Source organism: Citricoccus muralis (genome assembly GCF_029637705.1).
GTDB lineage: Bacteria > Actinomycetota > Actinomycetes > Actinomycetales > Micrococcaceae > CmP2.
On record NZ_CP121252.1, the window covers coordinates 170,839 to 186,946 of the forward strand.

Consider the following 16,108-nt stretch of genomic DNA (forward strand, 5'->3'; position numbering starts at 1 on the left):
TTTACTCTATTCAGAACGGCACTGCTGGAGCGACTAAGCAGTTATCGATCCATGATCGTCTTACCGAACGGACCCAGACTCGCAACTTGGGCGATGCGAACGCGCCGGCCAGCCTCATCCGGGGAGCGGTAAACCCGACGAACGGCCTCTATTACTATGGCGGTTCCGGAAGTCCCGCCTACCTGGGGGTATACAATCCGAACACTCAGTCGGCATACCGGGTAGGCGATATCCCAGGCATTGGTAATCAGAATGGCGATTTCGCCTTCACGGCCGACGGGCAACTCATCGTCGTGGCTAACGCGAACGTCTACGCTGTAGACGGGGCGGTGCCAAGCACGCCGGGCAATCAAACCTTGAATTTAGGCGATCCGATCGCCCAGCTTCCTGCTGGCACTCTTGGCAACGGAATCGCATTCGGTAACTCGGGCAATATCTTCGTCTCGACCTCGTCCCAACTGATCGAGATTGACCTGGCCACAGGCCAGACGGTCAATACCTACAGCAACCCGAATACGGCGTCTGGATTCACCGATCTGGCGAGCTGTGGTTTCCCGAATACCGTCCAGCTCGAAAAGGACATCGATGCCGAGCGGTTCGCGCCGGGTGACCAATTCGAGCTCGTCGTCGACGCTCCCAGCCGTGGTAATTCCGGCGCTCGACTCGGCGCAGTAACGACGTCCGGCAATCAGACTGGACGCCAATCATCATTCGCTGGCCCATACATCACCGCTAACGGTGAAGTGTTGAATCTTAGCGAGGTCGGTGCAGGCAGCACTGACCTGAGCTACTACAACTCCGATCTTGTCTGCTACGACGCGGCCGCAGACAACGCCCCGGTCGACGTTCGCGGCGAGGCCCCGAACTGGTCCATTGACCAACCTGACCGTCTCGTGGGATCGACCGTCGTTTGTACCGTGACAAACACCTCGCTGGAGAAATCTCTCGAACTCAACAAGGTGTCCGACCCGGTGTCAGGGACTGCCGTCAACGCGGGAGATGAAATTACCTACACGGTGACAGCAGAGAACACCGGCGCAGTCGCCATGGACTTCGTCGTGACAGATGACCTGTCGGATGTGCTGGCCCACGGCACCATTACTGACGAAGGATATTCCGCCAGCATTATCAACGCGACCGGCGACACAACACCTGCCGAAAATCAGCCCACGGTCGACGGGTCTCAGCAGCTGATCTGGGGCGGCAATCTCGGCGTGGGTGAGGCGGTCACCATAGCGTACACGGTGGTGGTGAGTAGTGACGCCGCTGGCCAGATTCTGAATAACGCAGCCAATGCATCGGTAACTCCTCCGAATGGTGGCACCCCTCCCACCAACCCCGCCGAGGTTACGACAAATCACCCCGTGAATGTTCCCGGGTTCGAACTCAACAAATCGGTTTCCCCGGAGTCAGGGACTGCGGTCAACCCTGGTGACACACTTGAATACAGCATCGAGGCATCTAACACCGGTGGAACTCCGCTGACAGATGTTGAAGTCAATGACGACCTCAACGAGCTCCTCGAGCTCGGCAGCGTCGATGAAGGCAGCATCACGGCAACCATCAATGGTCAGCCTGCAGAGCCTGAAGCCATTCTCGAAGACGGCTTGCTGAGCTGGACAGGCACCCTAGCCACAGACGAAACCCTCACCATCACCTTTGAATTCACAGTCGGTGCTAACGCTTCAGGCGAGACGCTGGCTAACTCGGCATCAGGTACGGCGACTCCTCCCGGCGGAGAGACCATCACGCCCCCCGATGTCGTCGTGGAAAACCCTGTCAACTCGCCCGGTTTCGAACTCGAAAAGAACGCAAACCCGCCAAGCGGTGAGCGAGTGAACCCCGGTTCGGAGATCACATACACCGTGACTGGCTCGAACACGGGCCAAACTCCACTGACCAATGTCGACGTGGTTGACGATCTCACCGGAGTGCTCGAGCACGCCGAATTGATCGACGGCCCGACCGCAACCATCGATGGTGTCGAAGTTGATGGCCTGACCTTCGAGGACGGTGTCGCTAACTGGAGCGGTAGCCTGGCCTCAGGCGAAGAACTCGTGCTCAGCTACACGGTCCGGGTCAACGACGACGCTCAGAACCAGACGCTCACCAACACCGCCAGTGGTTCCGCAACGCCTCCCGGAGGCGGCGACCCGATCGACCCTGTGGATCCGGACAACCCGCCGACGACCGAGCACGTGGTCAATGACCCACAGATCGAGCTCGTCAAGAGCGGTGAGCTGAGCATCGACAGTGAGAACGTGTCCCTCGGTGATGTGATCGACTACGAGTTCCTCGCGACGAACACGGGCAACGTGACTCTGAGCGATGTGGTCATTACTGATCCGTTGGATGGTTTGAGTGACCTCTCGTATTCCTGGCCTGGTGAGGTGGGAGTGTTGGCTCCGGGTGAGTCGGTCACGGCCACGGCCACATTGGTGTTGACTCAGGAGTACATCGATAACGGTCTTGTGCACAATACGGCCACGGCGGAAGGGACGCCGCCGCCGGTCTACAACCCTGAAGATCCAGGGGCACCGACTCCACAGGATCCGGTGACCGCAGACGCGACAGTGGTCACGCCACTTGACCCGGCAGCATCGATCGATCTGGTGAAATCGAGCCAGTTCACGGACGTCAACGAGTACCCGTCCGCAGGAGACACCGTTGAGTACACGCTGACAGCGACGAATGATGGAAACGTGACGCTCACTGGAGTGTCCATTACTGATGGGCTTCCGGGCTTGGAAGACGTTTCCTACAACTGGGAGAACGCGACAGAGGAAGGTGTACTTGCTCCCGGTGAGACCGTGGTGCTGACCGGTACATACACGCTGACTCAGCAGGACATCAACGCTGGTGCGGTGCTTAACGTGGGCTCCACCGAGGGCACACCTCCGAACGTGAAGGATCCTGAGGATCCAGAAGGCCCGGGTGTTCCGGCTGCTCCCGTGAACGATGAGGACCCCGAGACCGTCCTCGTTGATCGAGATCCGAGCCTCTCTCTGGAGAAGCGCATTGCTGATGACCAGGAATTCGCTGAGGCTGGCGATACGGTTGTCTACGAGTTCGTCGTGACGAACGACGGAACCACGAGCCTTTCCGATATCAGCATCTCTGATGACCTTCTCGGGACCGATGCTCAGTACACCTATTACTGGGACGAGAGCACTGCAGAAATCGCGGGCACCCTCGAACCGGGTGACTCGGTTCGAGCAACCGCTGAGTACATGTTGACTCAGGCTGATTTGGACCTCGGCTGGGTGCGTAACATCGCGACCGCCGAGGGAACTCCGCCACCGACATTTGATCCTCAAGATCCTGAGAACCCGGTTCCGAGCGATCCGGTGGAGGCTCCGCCGGCTGAGGAAGTGACTGTGTTGCCTCCGGTTCCTGGTTTGGAGTTGGATAAGTCTTCTGAGCTTGTTGGTGATGTTGCTGTTGGTGAGTCGGTGCAGTATTCGTTTACTGCGACGAACTCGGGCAATGTGACGCTCACGGGTGTGTCGATCACTGATCCGATGGTGGGTTTGAGTGAGCTCTCGTATTCCTGGCCTGGTGAGGTGGGGGTGTTGGCTCCGGGTGAGTCGGTGACTGCCTCGGCCACGTACGTTCTGACTCAGGCTGATGTGGATGCCGGTGTGGTGGTGAATGCTGCTACTGCTGAGGGCACTCCTCCGCCGAGTGTTGATCCTTCTGATCCTGAGAATCCGGTTCCGAGTGATCCGGTGGAGACGCCTCCGGTTGAGGAAGTGACTGTGTTGCCTCCGGTTCCGGGGATCTCGTTGGAGAAGTCGAGCGAGCTTGTTGGTGATGTTGTTGCTGGTGAGTCGGTGACGTATTCCTTCGAAGCGACGAACACGGGCAACGTGACTCTGAGCGATGTGGTCATTACTGATCCGATGGTGGGTTTGAGTGAGCTCTCGTATTCCTGGCCTGGTGAGGTGGGGGTGTTGGCTCCGGGTGAGTCGGTCACGGCCACGGCCTCCTTGGTGTTGACTCAGGAGCACATCAATAGCGGTTGGGTTGAGAATGAGGCTTTGGCTTCGGGTGTTCCTCCGTTGACTTATGATCCGGAGGATCCTGAGAATCCGGTTCAGCCTGATCCGGTGACTGATGATTCCACGGTGATTACTGAGCTGGAGTCGGATCCATCGATTGAGGTGGTGAAGTCTGGTGCTCTTGCTGGGCAGGCTGCTGCTGGTGAGTTGGTGGAGTACATCTTCACAATCACGAACTCGGGGAATGTGTCTCTGAGTGGTGTGGTGCTGCAGGATCCTTTGCTGAGTGATGAGGCTATCGCTATTGATGAGGATGCTTGGCCTGGTGCTGTTGGTGTGCTGAATCCGGGTGAGTCGGTGGAAGCGTCTGCTTTCTACGAGCTGACTCAGGCTGATGTGGATGCCGGTTCGGTGGTCAATCTGGCTGCTGTTGAAGGTACGCCTCCGCCGGTGATTGATCCTTCAGATCCGGGGAACCCGGTGCCGAGTGATCCGGTCAATGATGAAGATCCGGCTACTGTTGTGATTCCTTCGGGGCCTGCGTTGCAGTTGCAGAAGTCTAGTGATCTTGTTGGTGATGTTGTTGCTGGTGAGTCGGTGACGTATTCCTTCGAAGCGACGAACACGGGCAACGTGACTCTGAGCGATGTGGTCATTACTGATCCGTTGGATGGTTTGAGTGAGCTCTCGTATTCCTGGCCTGGTGAGGTGGGGGTGTTGGCTCCGGGTGAGTCGGTGACTGCCTCGGCCACGTATGTTCTTACTCAGGCTGATGTGGATCGTGGTTGGGTCCAGAATGTTGCTACTGCTGGTGGTACGCCTCCGAACCCGGAGGATCCGCCGGTGGAGGCTCCGCCGGCTGAGGAAGTGACTGTGTTGCCTCCGGTTCCTGGTTTGGAGTTGGATAAGTCTTCTGAGCTTGTTGGTGATGTTGCTGTTGGTGAGTCGGTGCAGTATTCGTTTACTGCGACGAACTCGGGCAATGTGACGCTCACGGGTGTGTCGATCACTGATCCGATGGTGGGTTTGAGTGAGCTCTCGTATTCCTGGCCTGGTGAGGTGGGGGTGTTGGCTCCGGGTGAGTCGGTGACTGCCTCGGCCACGTACGTTCTGACTCAGGCTGATGTGGATGCCGGTGTGGTGGTGAATGCTGCTACTGCTGAGGGCACTCCTCCGCCGAGTGTTGATCCTTCTGATCCTGAGAATCCGGTTCCGAGTGATCCGGTGGAGACGCCTCCGGTTGAGGAAGTGACTGTGTTGCCTCCGGTTCCGGGGATCTCGTTGGAGAAGTCGAGCGAGCTTGTTGGTGATGTTGTTGCTGGTGAGTCGGTGACGTATTCCTTCGAAGCGACGAACACGGGCAACGTGACTCTGAGCGATGTGGTCATTACTGATCCGATGGTGGGTTTGAGTGAGCTCTCGTATTCCTGGCCTGGTGAGGTGGGGGTGTTGGCTCCGGGTGAGTCGGTCACGGCCACGGCCTCCTTGGTGTTGACTCAGGAGCACATCAATAGCGGTTGGGTTGAGAATGAGGCTTTGGCTTCGGGTGTTCCTCCGTTGACTTATGATCCGGAGGATCCTGAGAATCCGGTTCAGCCTGATCCGGTGACTGATGATTCCACGGTGATTACTGAGCTGGAGTCGGATCCATCGATTGAGGTGGTGAAGTCTGGTGCTCTTGCTGGGCAGGCTGCTGCTGGTGAGTTGGTGGAGTACATCTTCACAATCACGAACTCGGGGAATGTGTCTCTGAGTGGTGTGGTGCTGCAGGATCCTTTGCTGAGTGATGAGGCTATCGCTATTGATGAGGATGCTTGGCCTGGTGCTGTTGGTGTGCTGAATCCGGGTGAGTCGGTGGAAGCGTCTGCTTTCTACGAGCTGACTCAGGCTGATGTGGATGCCGGTTCGGTGGTCAATCTGGCTGCTGTTGAAGGTACGCCTCCGCCGGTGATTGATCCTTCAGATCCGGGGAACCCGGTGCCGAGTGATCCGGTCAATGATGAAGATCCGGCTACTGTTGTGATTCCTTCGGGGCCTGCGTTGCAGTTGCAGAAGTCTAGTGATCTTGTTGGTGATGTTGTTGCTGGTGAGTCGGTGACGTATTCCTTCGAAGCGACGAACACGGGCAACGTGACTCTGAGCGATGTGGTCATTACTGATCCGTTGGATGGTTTGAGTGAGCTCTCGTATTCCTGGCCTGGTGAGGTGGGGGTGTTGGCTCCGGGTGAGTCGGTGACTGCCTCGGCCACGTATGTTCTTACTCAGGCTGATGTGGATCGTGGTTGGGTCCAGAATGTTGCTACTGCTGGTGGTACGCCTCCGAACCCGGAGGATCCGCCGGTGGAGGCTCCGCCGGCTGAGGAAGTGACTGTGTTGCCTCCGGTTCCTGGTTTGGAGTTGGATAAGTCTTCTGAGCTTGTTGGTGATGTTGCTGTTGGTGAGTCGGTGCAGTATTCGTTTACTGCGACGAACTCGGGCAATGTGACGCTCACGGGTGTGTCGATCACTGATCCGATGGTGGGTTTGAGTGAGCTCTCGTATTCCTGGCCTGGTGAGGTGGGGGTGTTGGCTCCGGGTGAGTCGGTGACTGCCTCGGCCACGTACGTTCTGACTCAGGCTGATGTGGATGCCGGTGTGGTGGTGAATGCTGCTACTGCTGAGGGCACTCCTCCGCCGAGTGTTGATCCTTCTGATCCTGAGAATCCGGTTCCGAGTGATCCGGTGGAGACGCCTCCGGTTGAGGAAGTGACTGTGTTGCCTCCGGTTCCGGGGATCTCGTTGGAGAAGTCGAGCGAGCTTGTTGGTGATGTTGTTGCTGGTGAGTCGGTGACGTATTCCTTCGAAGCGACGAACACGGGCAACGTGACTCTGAGCGATGTGGTCATTACTGATCCGATGGTGGGTTTGAGTGAGCTCTCGTATTCCTGGCCTGGTGAGGTGGGGGTGTTGGCTCCGGGTGAGTCGGTCACGGCCACGGCCTCCTTGGTGTTGACTCAGGAGCACATCAATAGCGGTTGGGTTGAGAATGAGGCTTTGGCTTCGGGTGTTCCTCCGTTGACTTATGATCCGGAGGATCCTGAGAATCCGGTTCAGCCTGATCCGGTGACTGATGATTCCACGGTGATTACTGAGCTGGAGTCGGATCCATCGATTGAGGTGGTGAAGTCTGGTGCTCTTGCTGGGCAGGCTGCTGCTGGTGAGTTGGTGGAGTACATCTTCACAATCACGAACTCGGGGAATGTGTCTCTGAGTGGTGTGGTGCTGCAGGATCCTTTGCTGAGTGATGAGGCTATCGCTATTGATGAGGATGCTTGGCCTGGTGCTGTTGGTGTGCTGAATCCGGGTGAGTCGGTGGAAGCGTCTGCTTTCTACGAGCTGACTCAGGCTGATGTGGATGCCGGTTCGGTGGTCAATCTGGCTGCTGTTGAAGGTACGCCTCCGCCGGTGATTGATCCTTCAGATCCGGGGAACCCGGTGCCGAGTGATCCGGTCAATGATGAAGATCCGGCTACTGTTGTGATTCCTTCGGGGCCTGCGTTGCAGTTGCAGAAGTCTAGTGATCTTGTTGGTGATGTTGTTGCTGGTGAGTCGGTGACGTATTCCTTCGAAGCGACGAACACGGGCAACGTGACTCTGAGCGATGTGGTCATTACTGATCCGTTGGATGGTTTGAGTGAGCTCTCGTATTCCTGGCCTGGTGAGGTGGGGGTGTTGGCTCCGGGTGAGTCGGTGACTGCCTCGGCCACGTATGTTCTTACTCAGGCTGATGTGGATCGTGGTTGGGTCCAGAATGTTGCTACTGCTGGTGGTACGCCTCCGAACCCGGAGGATCCGCCGGTGGAGGCTCCGCCGGCTGAGGAAGTGACTGTGTTGCCTCCGGTTCCTGGTTTGGAGTTGGATAAGTCTTCTGAGCTTGTTGGTGATGTTGCTGTTGGTGAGTCGGTGCAGTATTCGTTTACTGCGACGAACTCGGGCAATGTGACGCTCACGGGTGTGTCGATCACTGATCCGATGGTGGGTTTGAGTGAGCTCTCGTATTCCTGGCCTGGTGAGGTGGGGGTGTTGGCTCCGGGTGAGTCGGTGACTGCCTCGGCCACGTACGTTCTGACTCAGGCTGATGTGGATGCCGGTGTGGTGGTGAATGCTGCTACTGCTGAGGGCACTCCTCCGCCGAGTGTTGATCCTTCTGATCCTGAGAATCCGGTTCCGAGTGATCCGGTGGAGACGCCTCCGGTTGAGGAAGTGACTGTGTTGCCTCCGGTTCCGGGGATCTCGTTGGAGAAGTCGAGCGAGCTTGTTGGTGATGTTGTTGCTGGTGAGTCGGTGACGTATTCCTTCGAAGCGACGAACACGGGCAACGTGACTCTGAGCGATGTGGTCATTACTGATCCGATGGTGGGTTTGAGTGAGCTCTCGTATTCCTGGCCTGGTGAGGTGGGGGTGTTGGCTCCGGGTGAGTCGGTCACGGCCACGGCCACATACGTTCTGACTCAGGCTGATGTGGATTCAGGAGAAGTGGCGAACACTGCCTGGGCCACGGGCACGCCGCCTGCGGACCCCCAGCATCCGGGGGAGCCTGTTTCCCCGCTACCTCCTGTGGATAGCTCCGTGATTGTGCCCTTGGTAGCGAACCCATCGATCGACCTGGAGAAAGCTGGGGAGTTCGAGGGGGCGGCTAAGGTCGGAAACTCGGTGACCTTCAACTTCACGGGAACGAACACCGGGAACGTGACGCTCACGGATGTGACGATTGACGACGAGTTGGAAGGGCTGGGAGATCTGGAATACAACTGGCCCTCGGAGCCAGGAGTCCTGGCTCCGGGTGAGTCGGTGGAGGCGTCTGCTTCCTATAAGCTGACGCAGGCTGATGCCGACTCCGGCGAGGTTCACAACATTGCGACCATCTGGGCTCAGGATCCCTCAGGGACCCCGGTGTCCGATGACGATTCCGTGACGATGAAACTGGGCGCACTGGCAGTGACTGGATCGTCGGGCATGATCATCGCTCTGGTCCTGGGTTCGATGCTCCTGTTGCTTGGTGCCATGCTGATCCTGATGAGAAACTTCCGACGAAAGGAATCCGTATGAGATTCACCCGAATCTTGACTGTTGCAGTAGCGGCCGCGGCAGCCACAACCCTGGTGGCTTGCAGCGGTGGCGACGACGTCAACGATGCGGCAGCGAACACGGACGCCGGCGAACAGAAGGTCATTGAAATGCCGGACCAGCCTGGCTCCGTGGAAGGTTACGTTGGAGCAGCAGACGACGCGGAACTCGTGACATGTGATCCGCAGGGTAGCGCCCTAGAAGTGGAAGGTACCGTGACTAATCCTGAGTCAGATGACCAGGACTACCGCGTGTATATCTCCGCTATGGAAGGTGGCGAGACCATGGGCATCGTCCAGGTGGATGTCTCAAACGTGGCGACTGGCGAGACTGCTGAGTGGTCAACCGAGATGGCGTTGACCGGAGACGACCTTGAATGTGTGCTTCGCGTGGAGCGGTTCTAGGGAGCCTGATTCTCGCTCGCTGTCGTGAGGGCTCTGCCGAGATCAACCGTGATCTTGGCAGAGCCTTCGTGCTCCCCACCTGTCAGGCGGAAGCTTCTCACGGCTGCTTAGAGTTCGACGGTGCCGCTGGTGCCGTCCGGTTTCTTGCCGGTGATCTTGGCGCCGATCAGCTTCAGTGTCGATCCCACGGCGCCACCGGGCACGCCCCAGAATTGTGCTGAATCGCCGGTGACCTTCAGCAAGGTCACATTGGGGTCCTGGCGGCCCTGCTCGAAGTAGGCGCCCGCCTGCTCGGTCCAGAGTTCGTCGATCTTTGCCTGGTCGTCAACGAACTCTGCGGTGCCGGCCAGCGACAGCCACGAACCAGCTTCGGCAAAAGCGAGGTTCACCTGGGGGTTGGACCGGATCGCCTCCGACTGATCGCTGTCTCGACCGATGATGAACCACACCTCGGCCTCATCAGTGACCTGCTGGGGAGTCATCGGGTGCGAGACGATCCTTCCTTCGCGGGTGGCGGTCGATAACATCACGAAACGCTCTGAGCGCATCACGTCAAGCACGGTCTCACGGTTCAGGGTCTGGTCGGACATCAGAGTCTCCTTCTTTGAGGGGCGAACGTCGTGCTCACGCTACACATGCCGGAGATCAACCGGAACCTCCGCTGAGCTGCTGATATTCAGCCAGCGCCTGCTGCCGCGAGGCTCGAAGATCGACCAGAGGATCGGGGTAGTCCTCCGAGCCGAATTCCGGCACCCAACGCCGGACATACACGTCGTCCGGATCGAACCGGTCACGCTGGCGTTCGGGGTTGAAGATGCGAAAGAACGGGGCGGCGTCCGCGCCGGAGCCGGCCACCCACTGCCAATTGGCAGGGTTGGACGCGGCATCGGCGTCGACGAGGGTGTCCCAGAACCACGCTTCGCCCTCGCGCCAGTGGATCCCGAGGTTCTTCACCAGCAGGCTGGCCGCGGCCATGCGGACCCGATTGTGCATGTGTCCCGACTGCCAGAGTTCTCGCATGCCCGCATCGACGAAGGGAAAACCGGTTCTACCAGCGGACCAGGCACGAAAAACATCCGGTTCCTGTGCTTGGGTCCGCCACGGATAGGCGTCGAACTGAGTGCGGAGGTTCTTCTCCGGTAGGTCCGGGAAGTGGTACAGCAAGTGCCAACAGAACTCACGCCACCCGAGCTCGCTGCGGAAGGTCGATGCGCTGGGTTCGTGGTCGAGTTCGGAGGCCGCCGTCCACGCGGAGAGCGGACTCACCTGTCCAAAGCGCAAGTACGGAGACAAGAGTGATGTGCCCTGCACGCCGGGCACATCACGGGCCCGAGTATAAGCGTCCCCCTCCTGGTCCACGAACTGCCTGAGCCGTTGCTGACCACCCTCTTCCGTAGGGGTCCAGCGATCACGCAAGCCGCCCGCCCAGTCGGGCCGGGTGGGGAGAAGGTCGAGGTCGTCAACAGCGCCGAGGCTGACGCCTGCCCCTGCCAGACTGGACTGCACGCCGGAATACTCGGCCACCGGCTTCGGCACGGGTAGCAGCTCGCGCAGGGGGTGACCGCTGAGGTTCTTGTAGAACGGGGTGAACACGCGGTAGGGCCCACCTCCGCCGGTACTGATCGTCCAGGGTTCCTGCAAGAGTGACCCGGGGAAGCTGTGGGCTGTGAACCCGCGTCCGCGGAGGTCCTCCTTCACGCTGGCATCGGTTTCGCGCTCGGGGCCGCCATAGCGCCGCGTCCACACGACACCGGTGCTGCCGGTCGCCTGCACTACGGCGGGGACCTGCTGGGCTGCCGGGCCGCAACGGATCAGCAGGGGGATCCCCAGGTCACGCAGTCGGTCCGCCAGCGATAAGAGCGCGTGGTGCAGCCACCAGCGAGCGGCACCACCCAGGGGACGGATGCCCGGGGTCTCATCGTCCAGGACGTAAAGGCCGACAACATCGCCGTCATCGCTGGCGGCGTGCACAGCAAAGGTGAGCGCCGGATGGTCTTCGACACGCAGGTCGTCTCTGAACCACAACAGGGTTCGGGTCATAATCGTTCCTGACCTGCCGGAGGTCTGGCGTCGTGTTGGGCGCCTGCTGCCGCGGCGTGAATGATGCGCTCGAGCATGGTCGGGAAGATGAACCGATGGAACGGCGCCATGGAGTACCAATACAGGGTGCCGCGCACGTTCGTGGGGTAGAACACCGCTCGCTGGGTCAGCTCGGTGCCCTGCTGACTCTCACGCACCGTGAACTCCAGCCATGCCTCACCCGCGACCTTCATCTCGGCGCGGAGCGTGAGGGAACGCCCGGGCTCCAGGCCGACCACGCGCCACCAGTCCACCGGGTCGCCCACGCGCAGCACGTCGGGCAGACGCCGACCGCGATTCAGGCCGGCCCCGCCCACGAGCTTGTCCCACACCCCACGCACTCGCCAGGCCAGCGGCCAGGAATACCAGCCATTGGTTCCGCCGATGCCCTCGACCACGCGCCACACCGCCTCCGCCGACGCCTCGGTGGTGGTCACGCTGCGCGCGTCCTCGTACACCGGATGACCCGCCCACTGGGGGTCGTTGGGCAGGCTGGCCGCCGCCTGATCCAGGGGCCCAACATCGGCATCCCAGGTGGTGTCCACGGCCCCTTCCCGTTCCCGACGCAGGGCCAGGGTCACCGCCTCCTCGTACGTCAAGAAGCCGGAGGCCGGCGGCGGAATCAGCTCATCCACCCGACGATCCCCGGCCACCGCGTCGAGCTGCAGCGACTGCACCAGCGGGATGGTCAGGCTCATCGGCAGCGGGGTCACCAGCCCCACCCACATCCCGGACAGGGTGGGAGCCGGGATGGGCAGCGCGATCACATGCCGCGGTGCGAGCCCGGCCACCTTCGCGAAGATTTTCATCACCTGGGCGTAGGTCAATGTCTGCCGGTTGCCCACGTCCAGGGTGGCGTTGATGCTGCCCGGTACATCTGCCGCAGCGAGCAGATAGTAGAGGACGTCGCGAATACCCAGTGGTTCCACCCGGTTCGCCACCCAGTCCGGTGCCGGCATGAGCCGCAGCGTCCGGGCCAGGTGCCGAATCATCTCAAAGGAAGCAGAGCCGGAGCCGATGATGATGCCGGCCTGGAACGCGATCGTGTCCACGGTGCTGTCCAACAGGATCCGCGCCACGGCGGCCCGGGAGCGCATATGCGGCGAGAGCTCGGCGCCCTCGGGGTGCAGACCGCCGAGGTACACGATCCGCTGGACTCCCGCCTCGCGTGCGGCAGCCGCGAGGCGTTCGGCCGTCTGCGCCTCCTGCTCCTCGAAGTCGCTGCCGCCACCCATGGAATGTACGAGATAGTAGACGACGTCCTGGTCTTCCAGCGCTTTGCCGAGGGCCGGGTGTTGACGTGGGTCCTCGTCCAGATCCACCTGGTGCACGGTGACCTCGGCACCCCAGGGGGTGGCGCGCACCTTTTCCGGGGACCGCACCGCCACGCTGACGTCGTGCCCGGCCTGCAGCAGCCGTGGAACCAACCGTCCGCCGACGTATCCGGTCGCACCGAGCACCAGCACCCGCCGCGGTTGCGGGCTGGGCGTGATGGACTCCTCGCCCAGGCGCTGCTGTGCTGTGCCGTTCATCGGGACCTCGCTTTTCTGTTGGGTTCTGTGATCGTTTCATTCCGCACCGGGCGCGGACCAGGATTGGTGCCCTCGGTGACCTGACGTCAAGCAGGCTCTGCAAACGGGTCGGTAGGGTACCGTTTAACGAGTGAAAGACTATGTGGGCGTGATCGGTGAGGCACTGGTAGATGTGGTGGTTTCGGACACCGCTGTTCCCCGAGCTCACCCTGGCGGGAGCCCCCTGAACGTCGCGGTGGGTCTGGCCCGTCTCGGCGAGACCGTGCTCTTCGCCGGGCGCTACGGCACCGATGAGCACGGCCAGGTCATCCAGGCTCACCTCGAGTCCAACCACGTCCATTCCGTGCTCGATGCTGACGAACTGGCCTCTTCCGTCGCCACCGCCCGGTTGGACCCCACCGGGGCCGCCACCTACGAGTTCGACCTCGACTGGACCTTGCCCACCCCCGATGAGCTGTGGGACCGTTTCCGCACGGTCATGAACCAGCTCGATGGTGAACAGGACGTCGCCCACCTGCACATGGGCTCCATCGCCACCATGCTCGCCCCCGGCGAAGCCACCGTCATGGAGATGCTGCGCCGCCTGCACCCCACCGCCACCATCTCCTACGACCCGAACTGCCGGCCCTCGATCATCCCCGATCGCGCAGCCTCCCGCGCCCGCGCCGAAGAGTCGGTAGCACTGACCGATATCGTGCACGCCTCCGATGAAGATCTGCATTGGCTCTACCCCGAACTCACCCTCGAGCAGGTGGTCACCCACTGGCAGTCCCTCGGCCCGGCCATCGTCGTGGTCACCCGCGGCGCCACCGACATCCTCTGCGCCACCGCCGAGGGCACCTGGGAACAGCCCATCGTCCCCGTGGAGGTGGCCGACACCGTGGGCGCCGGCGACTCCTTCACCGCCGCCCTCATCGTGGCCCTGCACGATCGCGGCCTCCTCGGCGCCGCATCCCGCTCCCGGTTGCGCGCCCTGCCCCAGGCCGAGGTCGCCTCCGTGCTGGCCTTCGCCGCCCATGCCGCGGCCATCACCTCCTCGCGCCCCGGCGCCGACCCGCCCTCCCGCACTGAACTTGACGCAGCACTCGACGCCGCCACCTCGTCCGCCGCCTCCGCGGACGGGGCCCAGGGGCATCTGTGAGACCCGAGCGCCCGCGCACCTCCGCCCGCCTCACGGACCCCGCCTCTCCGCTGACTCCCCACGGCACCCAGCTGGAGCGATCCGCCGACGGCCACCCCCTGGTGCGCCCCAGCCTGATCGCCACCGATCTCGATGGCACCGTCATCTCCTACCGCCACACCCGCACCGGCCACATCTCCGCCCGCACCATCGAAGCCTTCACCGCCGCCCGTGAAGCCGGCATCCAGGTCGTCTTCGTCACCGGGCGCCCCATGCGCTGGCTCGCCGGCCTCGCCGACACCCTCGGTCAGGCCGGCCCCATCATCTGCTCCAACGGGGCGGTGATCTACGACGTCGTTGCCGACCAGGTCATCGAGGCGCACCCCATGTCGGGGGAGACCGTGCGCACCGTGCACGAACTCATCAGCGCCCGGGTGCCCCGCACCAGCTTCGGGCTGGAAACCCTCACCGGCTTCGTTATGGAGTCCGAACTGTACGAGTCCGGGCGCCGCTCCCGGCTACAACACCCCGAATCTCCCGACGATGACACCACGGCCCCCGAATTCACCCTCGCCGACCCCGTGGTCAGCGCCCTCAGCGAGCACCCCGAAGTGGTGAAATTCCTCGTCAAAGCCGCCGAAGTGAAGCCCGACGATCTCCTGGCCACCGTGCGCGGCCTGGTGGGCGAGCTCGTCTCCGTCACCCACTCCGCCCCCGGGCTCCCGCTGCTGGAGATCAGCCGCCCCGACGTCAACAAGGCCCTCACCCTCGCTGACTACACCAACTCACTCGGCGTCGCTGCGGAAGACACCGTGGCCTTCGGCGACATGCTCAACGACCTCGAGATGATCTCCTGGGCCGGCACCGGCTACGCGGTCGCCTCCGCCCACCCCCAGCTCATTGAGGCCGCGGATTCCGTCACCGCCGCCTGTGATGACGACGGCGTGGCCCGCGCCATCGAGCACCTGCTCACCCTGCCCACCTGAGTCACCCACCTGAGTCATGAAAGGCCGGACGCCGATGCCCCGCTACCTCACCGACTCGCTGCCCGGCCGTCACGGCTGGCCCATCGCCCTGGCCCACCGTGGCGCCGACCCGGACCGGGAGAACACCCTCGCCGCCTTCAGTGCAGCGGTCGACCGTGGCTTCGGGTACCTCGAGCTCGACGTGCGCACCACTGCTGACGGCGTGCCCGTGGTCTTCCACGACGAGACCCTGGAGCGCATCACCACCGGTGCCGGGCCGCTGGCCGAGCGCACGTGGGACGAGCTCGCCCAGTTCCGGGTGGTGGGGGAGCATCCGGACGGCAGTCCGGGTGAACCGCTGCTGCTGTTCGAGGACCTGCTCTCCGCGTTCCCGCACATTCACCTCAACGTGGATCTGAAAGACGCCGCCTCCGCGGAGGCAGTGGCCACCGTCGTCCACCGGCACGATGCGTGGGCGCGGGTATTAGTGGCCTCGTTCGTTGATGCCCATCGCATCGCCTACCGCGATCACGCTCGCCGGCTCACCGGCCGCGATGATCTGCCCATAGCCCATTCCGGGGGCACTCGCGCCGTGGCCACACTGGTGTTCACTCACAGGTTCCCGCTGCCCGTGTTCCGCAAGGTCGTCGAGCGGCTCCGGCGTGACGTCGATCTGCATGCGGTGCAGGTGCCCGTGCGGTCCGGGCCGATTCCGGTGGTCACCGCCCGATTCGTGGAGCGTTGCCACCAGGTGGGTCTGGCCGTGCATGTCTGGGTGGTGGACGATCCGGCCGAGATGGAGCGGCTGCTGGCGCTCGGCGTCGATGGGCTCGTCACCGACAACGGTGCGGGGCTGGCCGAGGTCATGGCCGCACGCGGCCACTGGCCCCAGCGGTAGCGG

The 16,108-nt window shown here is 61.8% G+C and carries 8 protein-coding genes; 5 read left to right on the forward strand and 3 right to left on the reverse strand.

The genetic code is table 11. The features are described 5' to 3' along the window. The first annotated feature begins 86 nt into the window (after positions 1-86). On the forward strand, positions 87-9,089 hold the full coding sequence (locus P8192_RS00800) for a DUF7507 domain-containing protein (RefSeq protein WP_278157796.1): 9,003 nt from the start codon (positions 87-89) through the stop codon (positions 9,087-9,089). Next, the gene (locus tag P8192_RS00805) at positions 9,086-9,511 is read left to right on the forward strand and encodes a hypothetical protein (protein WP_270106724.1); all 426 of its coding nucleotides are present in this window, start codon (positions 9,086-9,088) and stop codon (positions 9,509-9,511) included. The genes P8192_RS00800 and P8192_RS00805 overlap by 4 nt, the downstream gene beginning before the upstream one ends. Before the next feature lie 107 nt (positions 9,512-9,618). Here P8192_RS00805 and P8192_RS00810 read toward each other — a convergent pair whose 3' ends face one another. Genes P8192_RS00810 through P8192_RS00820 form a run of 3 tightly spaced genes read right to left on the reverse strand, consistent with a single transcriptional unit; the run spans position 9,619 to position 13,122 of the window. Next, on the reverse strand, positions 9,619-10,101 hold the full coding sequence (locus tag P8192_RS00810; protein WP_278157797.1) for a pyridoxamine 5'-phosphate oxidase family protein: 483 nt from the start codon (positions 10,099-10,101) through the stop codon (positions 9,619-9,621). Positions 10,102-10,156: 55 nt separating this feature from the next. Then, the gene (locus P8192_RS00815) at positions 10,157-11,551 is read right to left on the reverse strand and encodes a cryptochrome/photolyase family protein (protein ID WP_278157798.1); all 1,395 of its coding nucleotides are present in this window, start codon (positions 11,549-11,551) and stop codon (positions 10,157-10,159) included. After that, positions 11,548-13,122, reverse strand: coding sequence for an SDR family oxidoreductase (locus P8192_RS00820; RefSeq protein ID WP_278157799.1), 1,575 nt, complete (start codon positions 13,120-13,122; stop codon positions 11,548-11,550). The genes P8192_RS00815 and P8192_RS00820 overlap by 4 nt, the downstream gene beginning before the upstream one ends. A 130-nt stretch (positions 13,123-13,252) precedes the next feature. Here P8192_RS00820 and P8192_RS00825 point away from each other — a divergent pair, with 130 nt between their 5' ends. From P8192_RS00825 to P8192_RS00835, 3 genes are read left to right on the forward strand one after another with little or no spacing between them, the layout of a single operon-like run. Then, a complete protein-coding gene (locus tag P8192_RS00825; protein ID WP_278157800.1) occupies positions 13,253-14,263 on the forward strand; it encodes a carbohydrate kinase family protein in 1,011 nt (336 codons plus the stop codon). Beyond that, positions 14,260-15,228 (forward strand): Cof-type HAD-IIB family hydrolase, encoded by a 969-nt coding sequence (locus tag P8192_RS00830; protein WP_278157801.1) that lies wholly within the window; start codon positions 14,260-14,262, stop codon positions 15,226-15,228. Before P8192_RS00825 ends, P8192_RS00830 begins: the two co-directional genes overlap by 4 nt. 34 nt (positions 15,229-15,262) lie before the next feature. Then, on the forward strand, positions 15,263-16,105 hold the full coding sequence (locus P8192_RS00835; RefSeq protein ID WP_278157802.1) for a glycerophosphodiester phosphodiesterase family protein: 843 nt from the start codon (positions 15,263-15,265) through the stop codon (positions 16,103-16,105). Positions 16,106-16,108 lie beyond the last annotated feature (3 nt).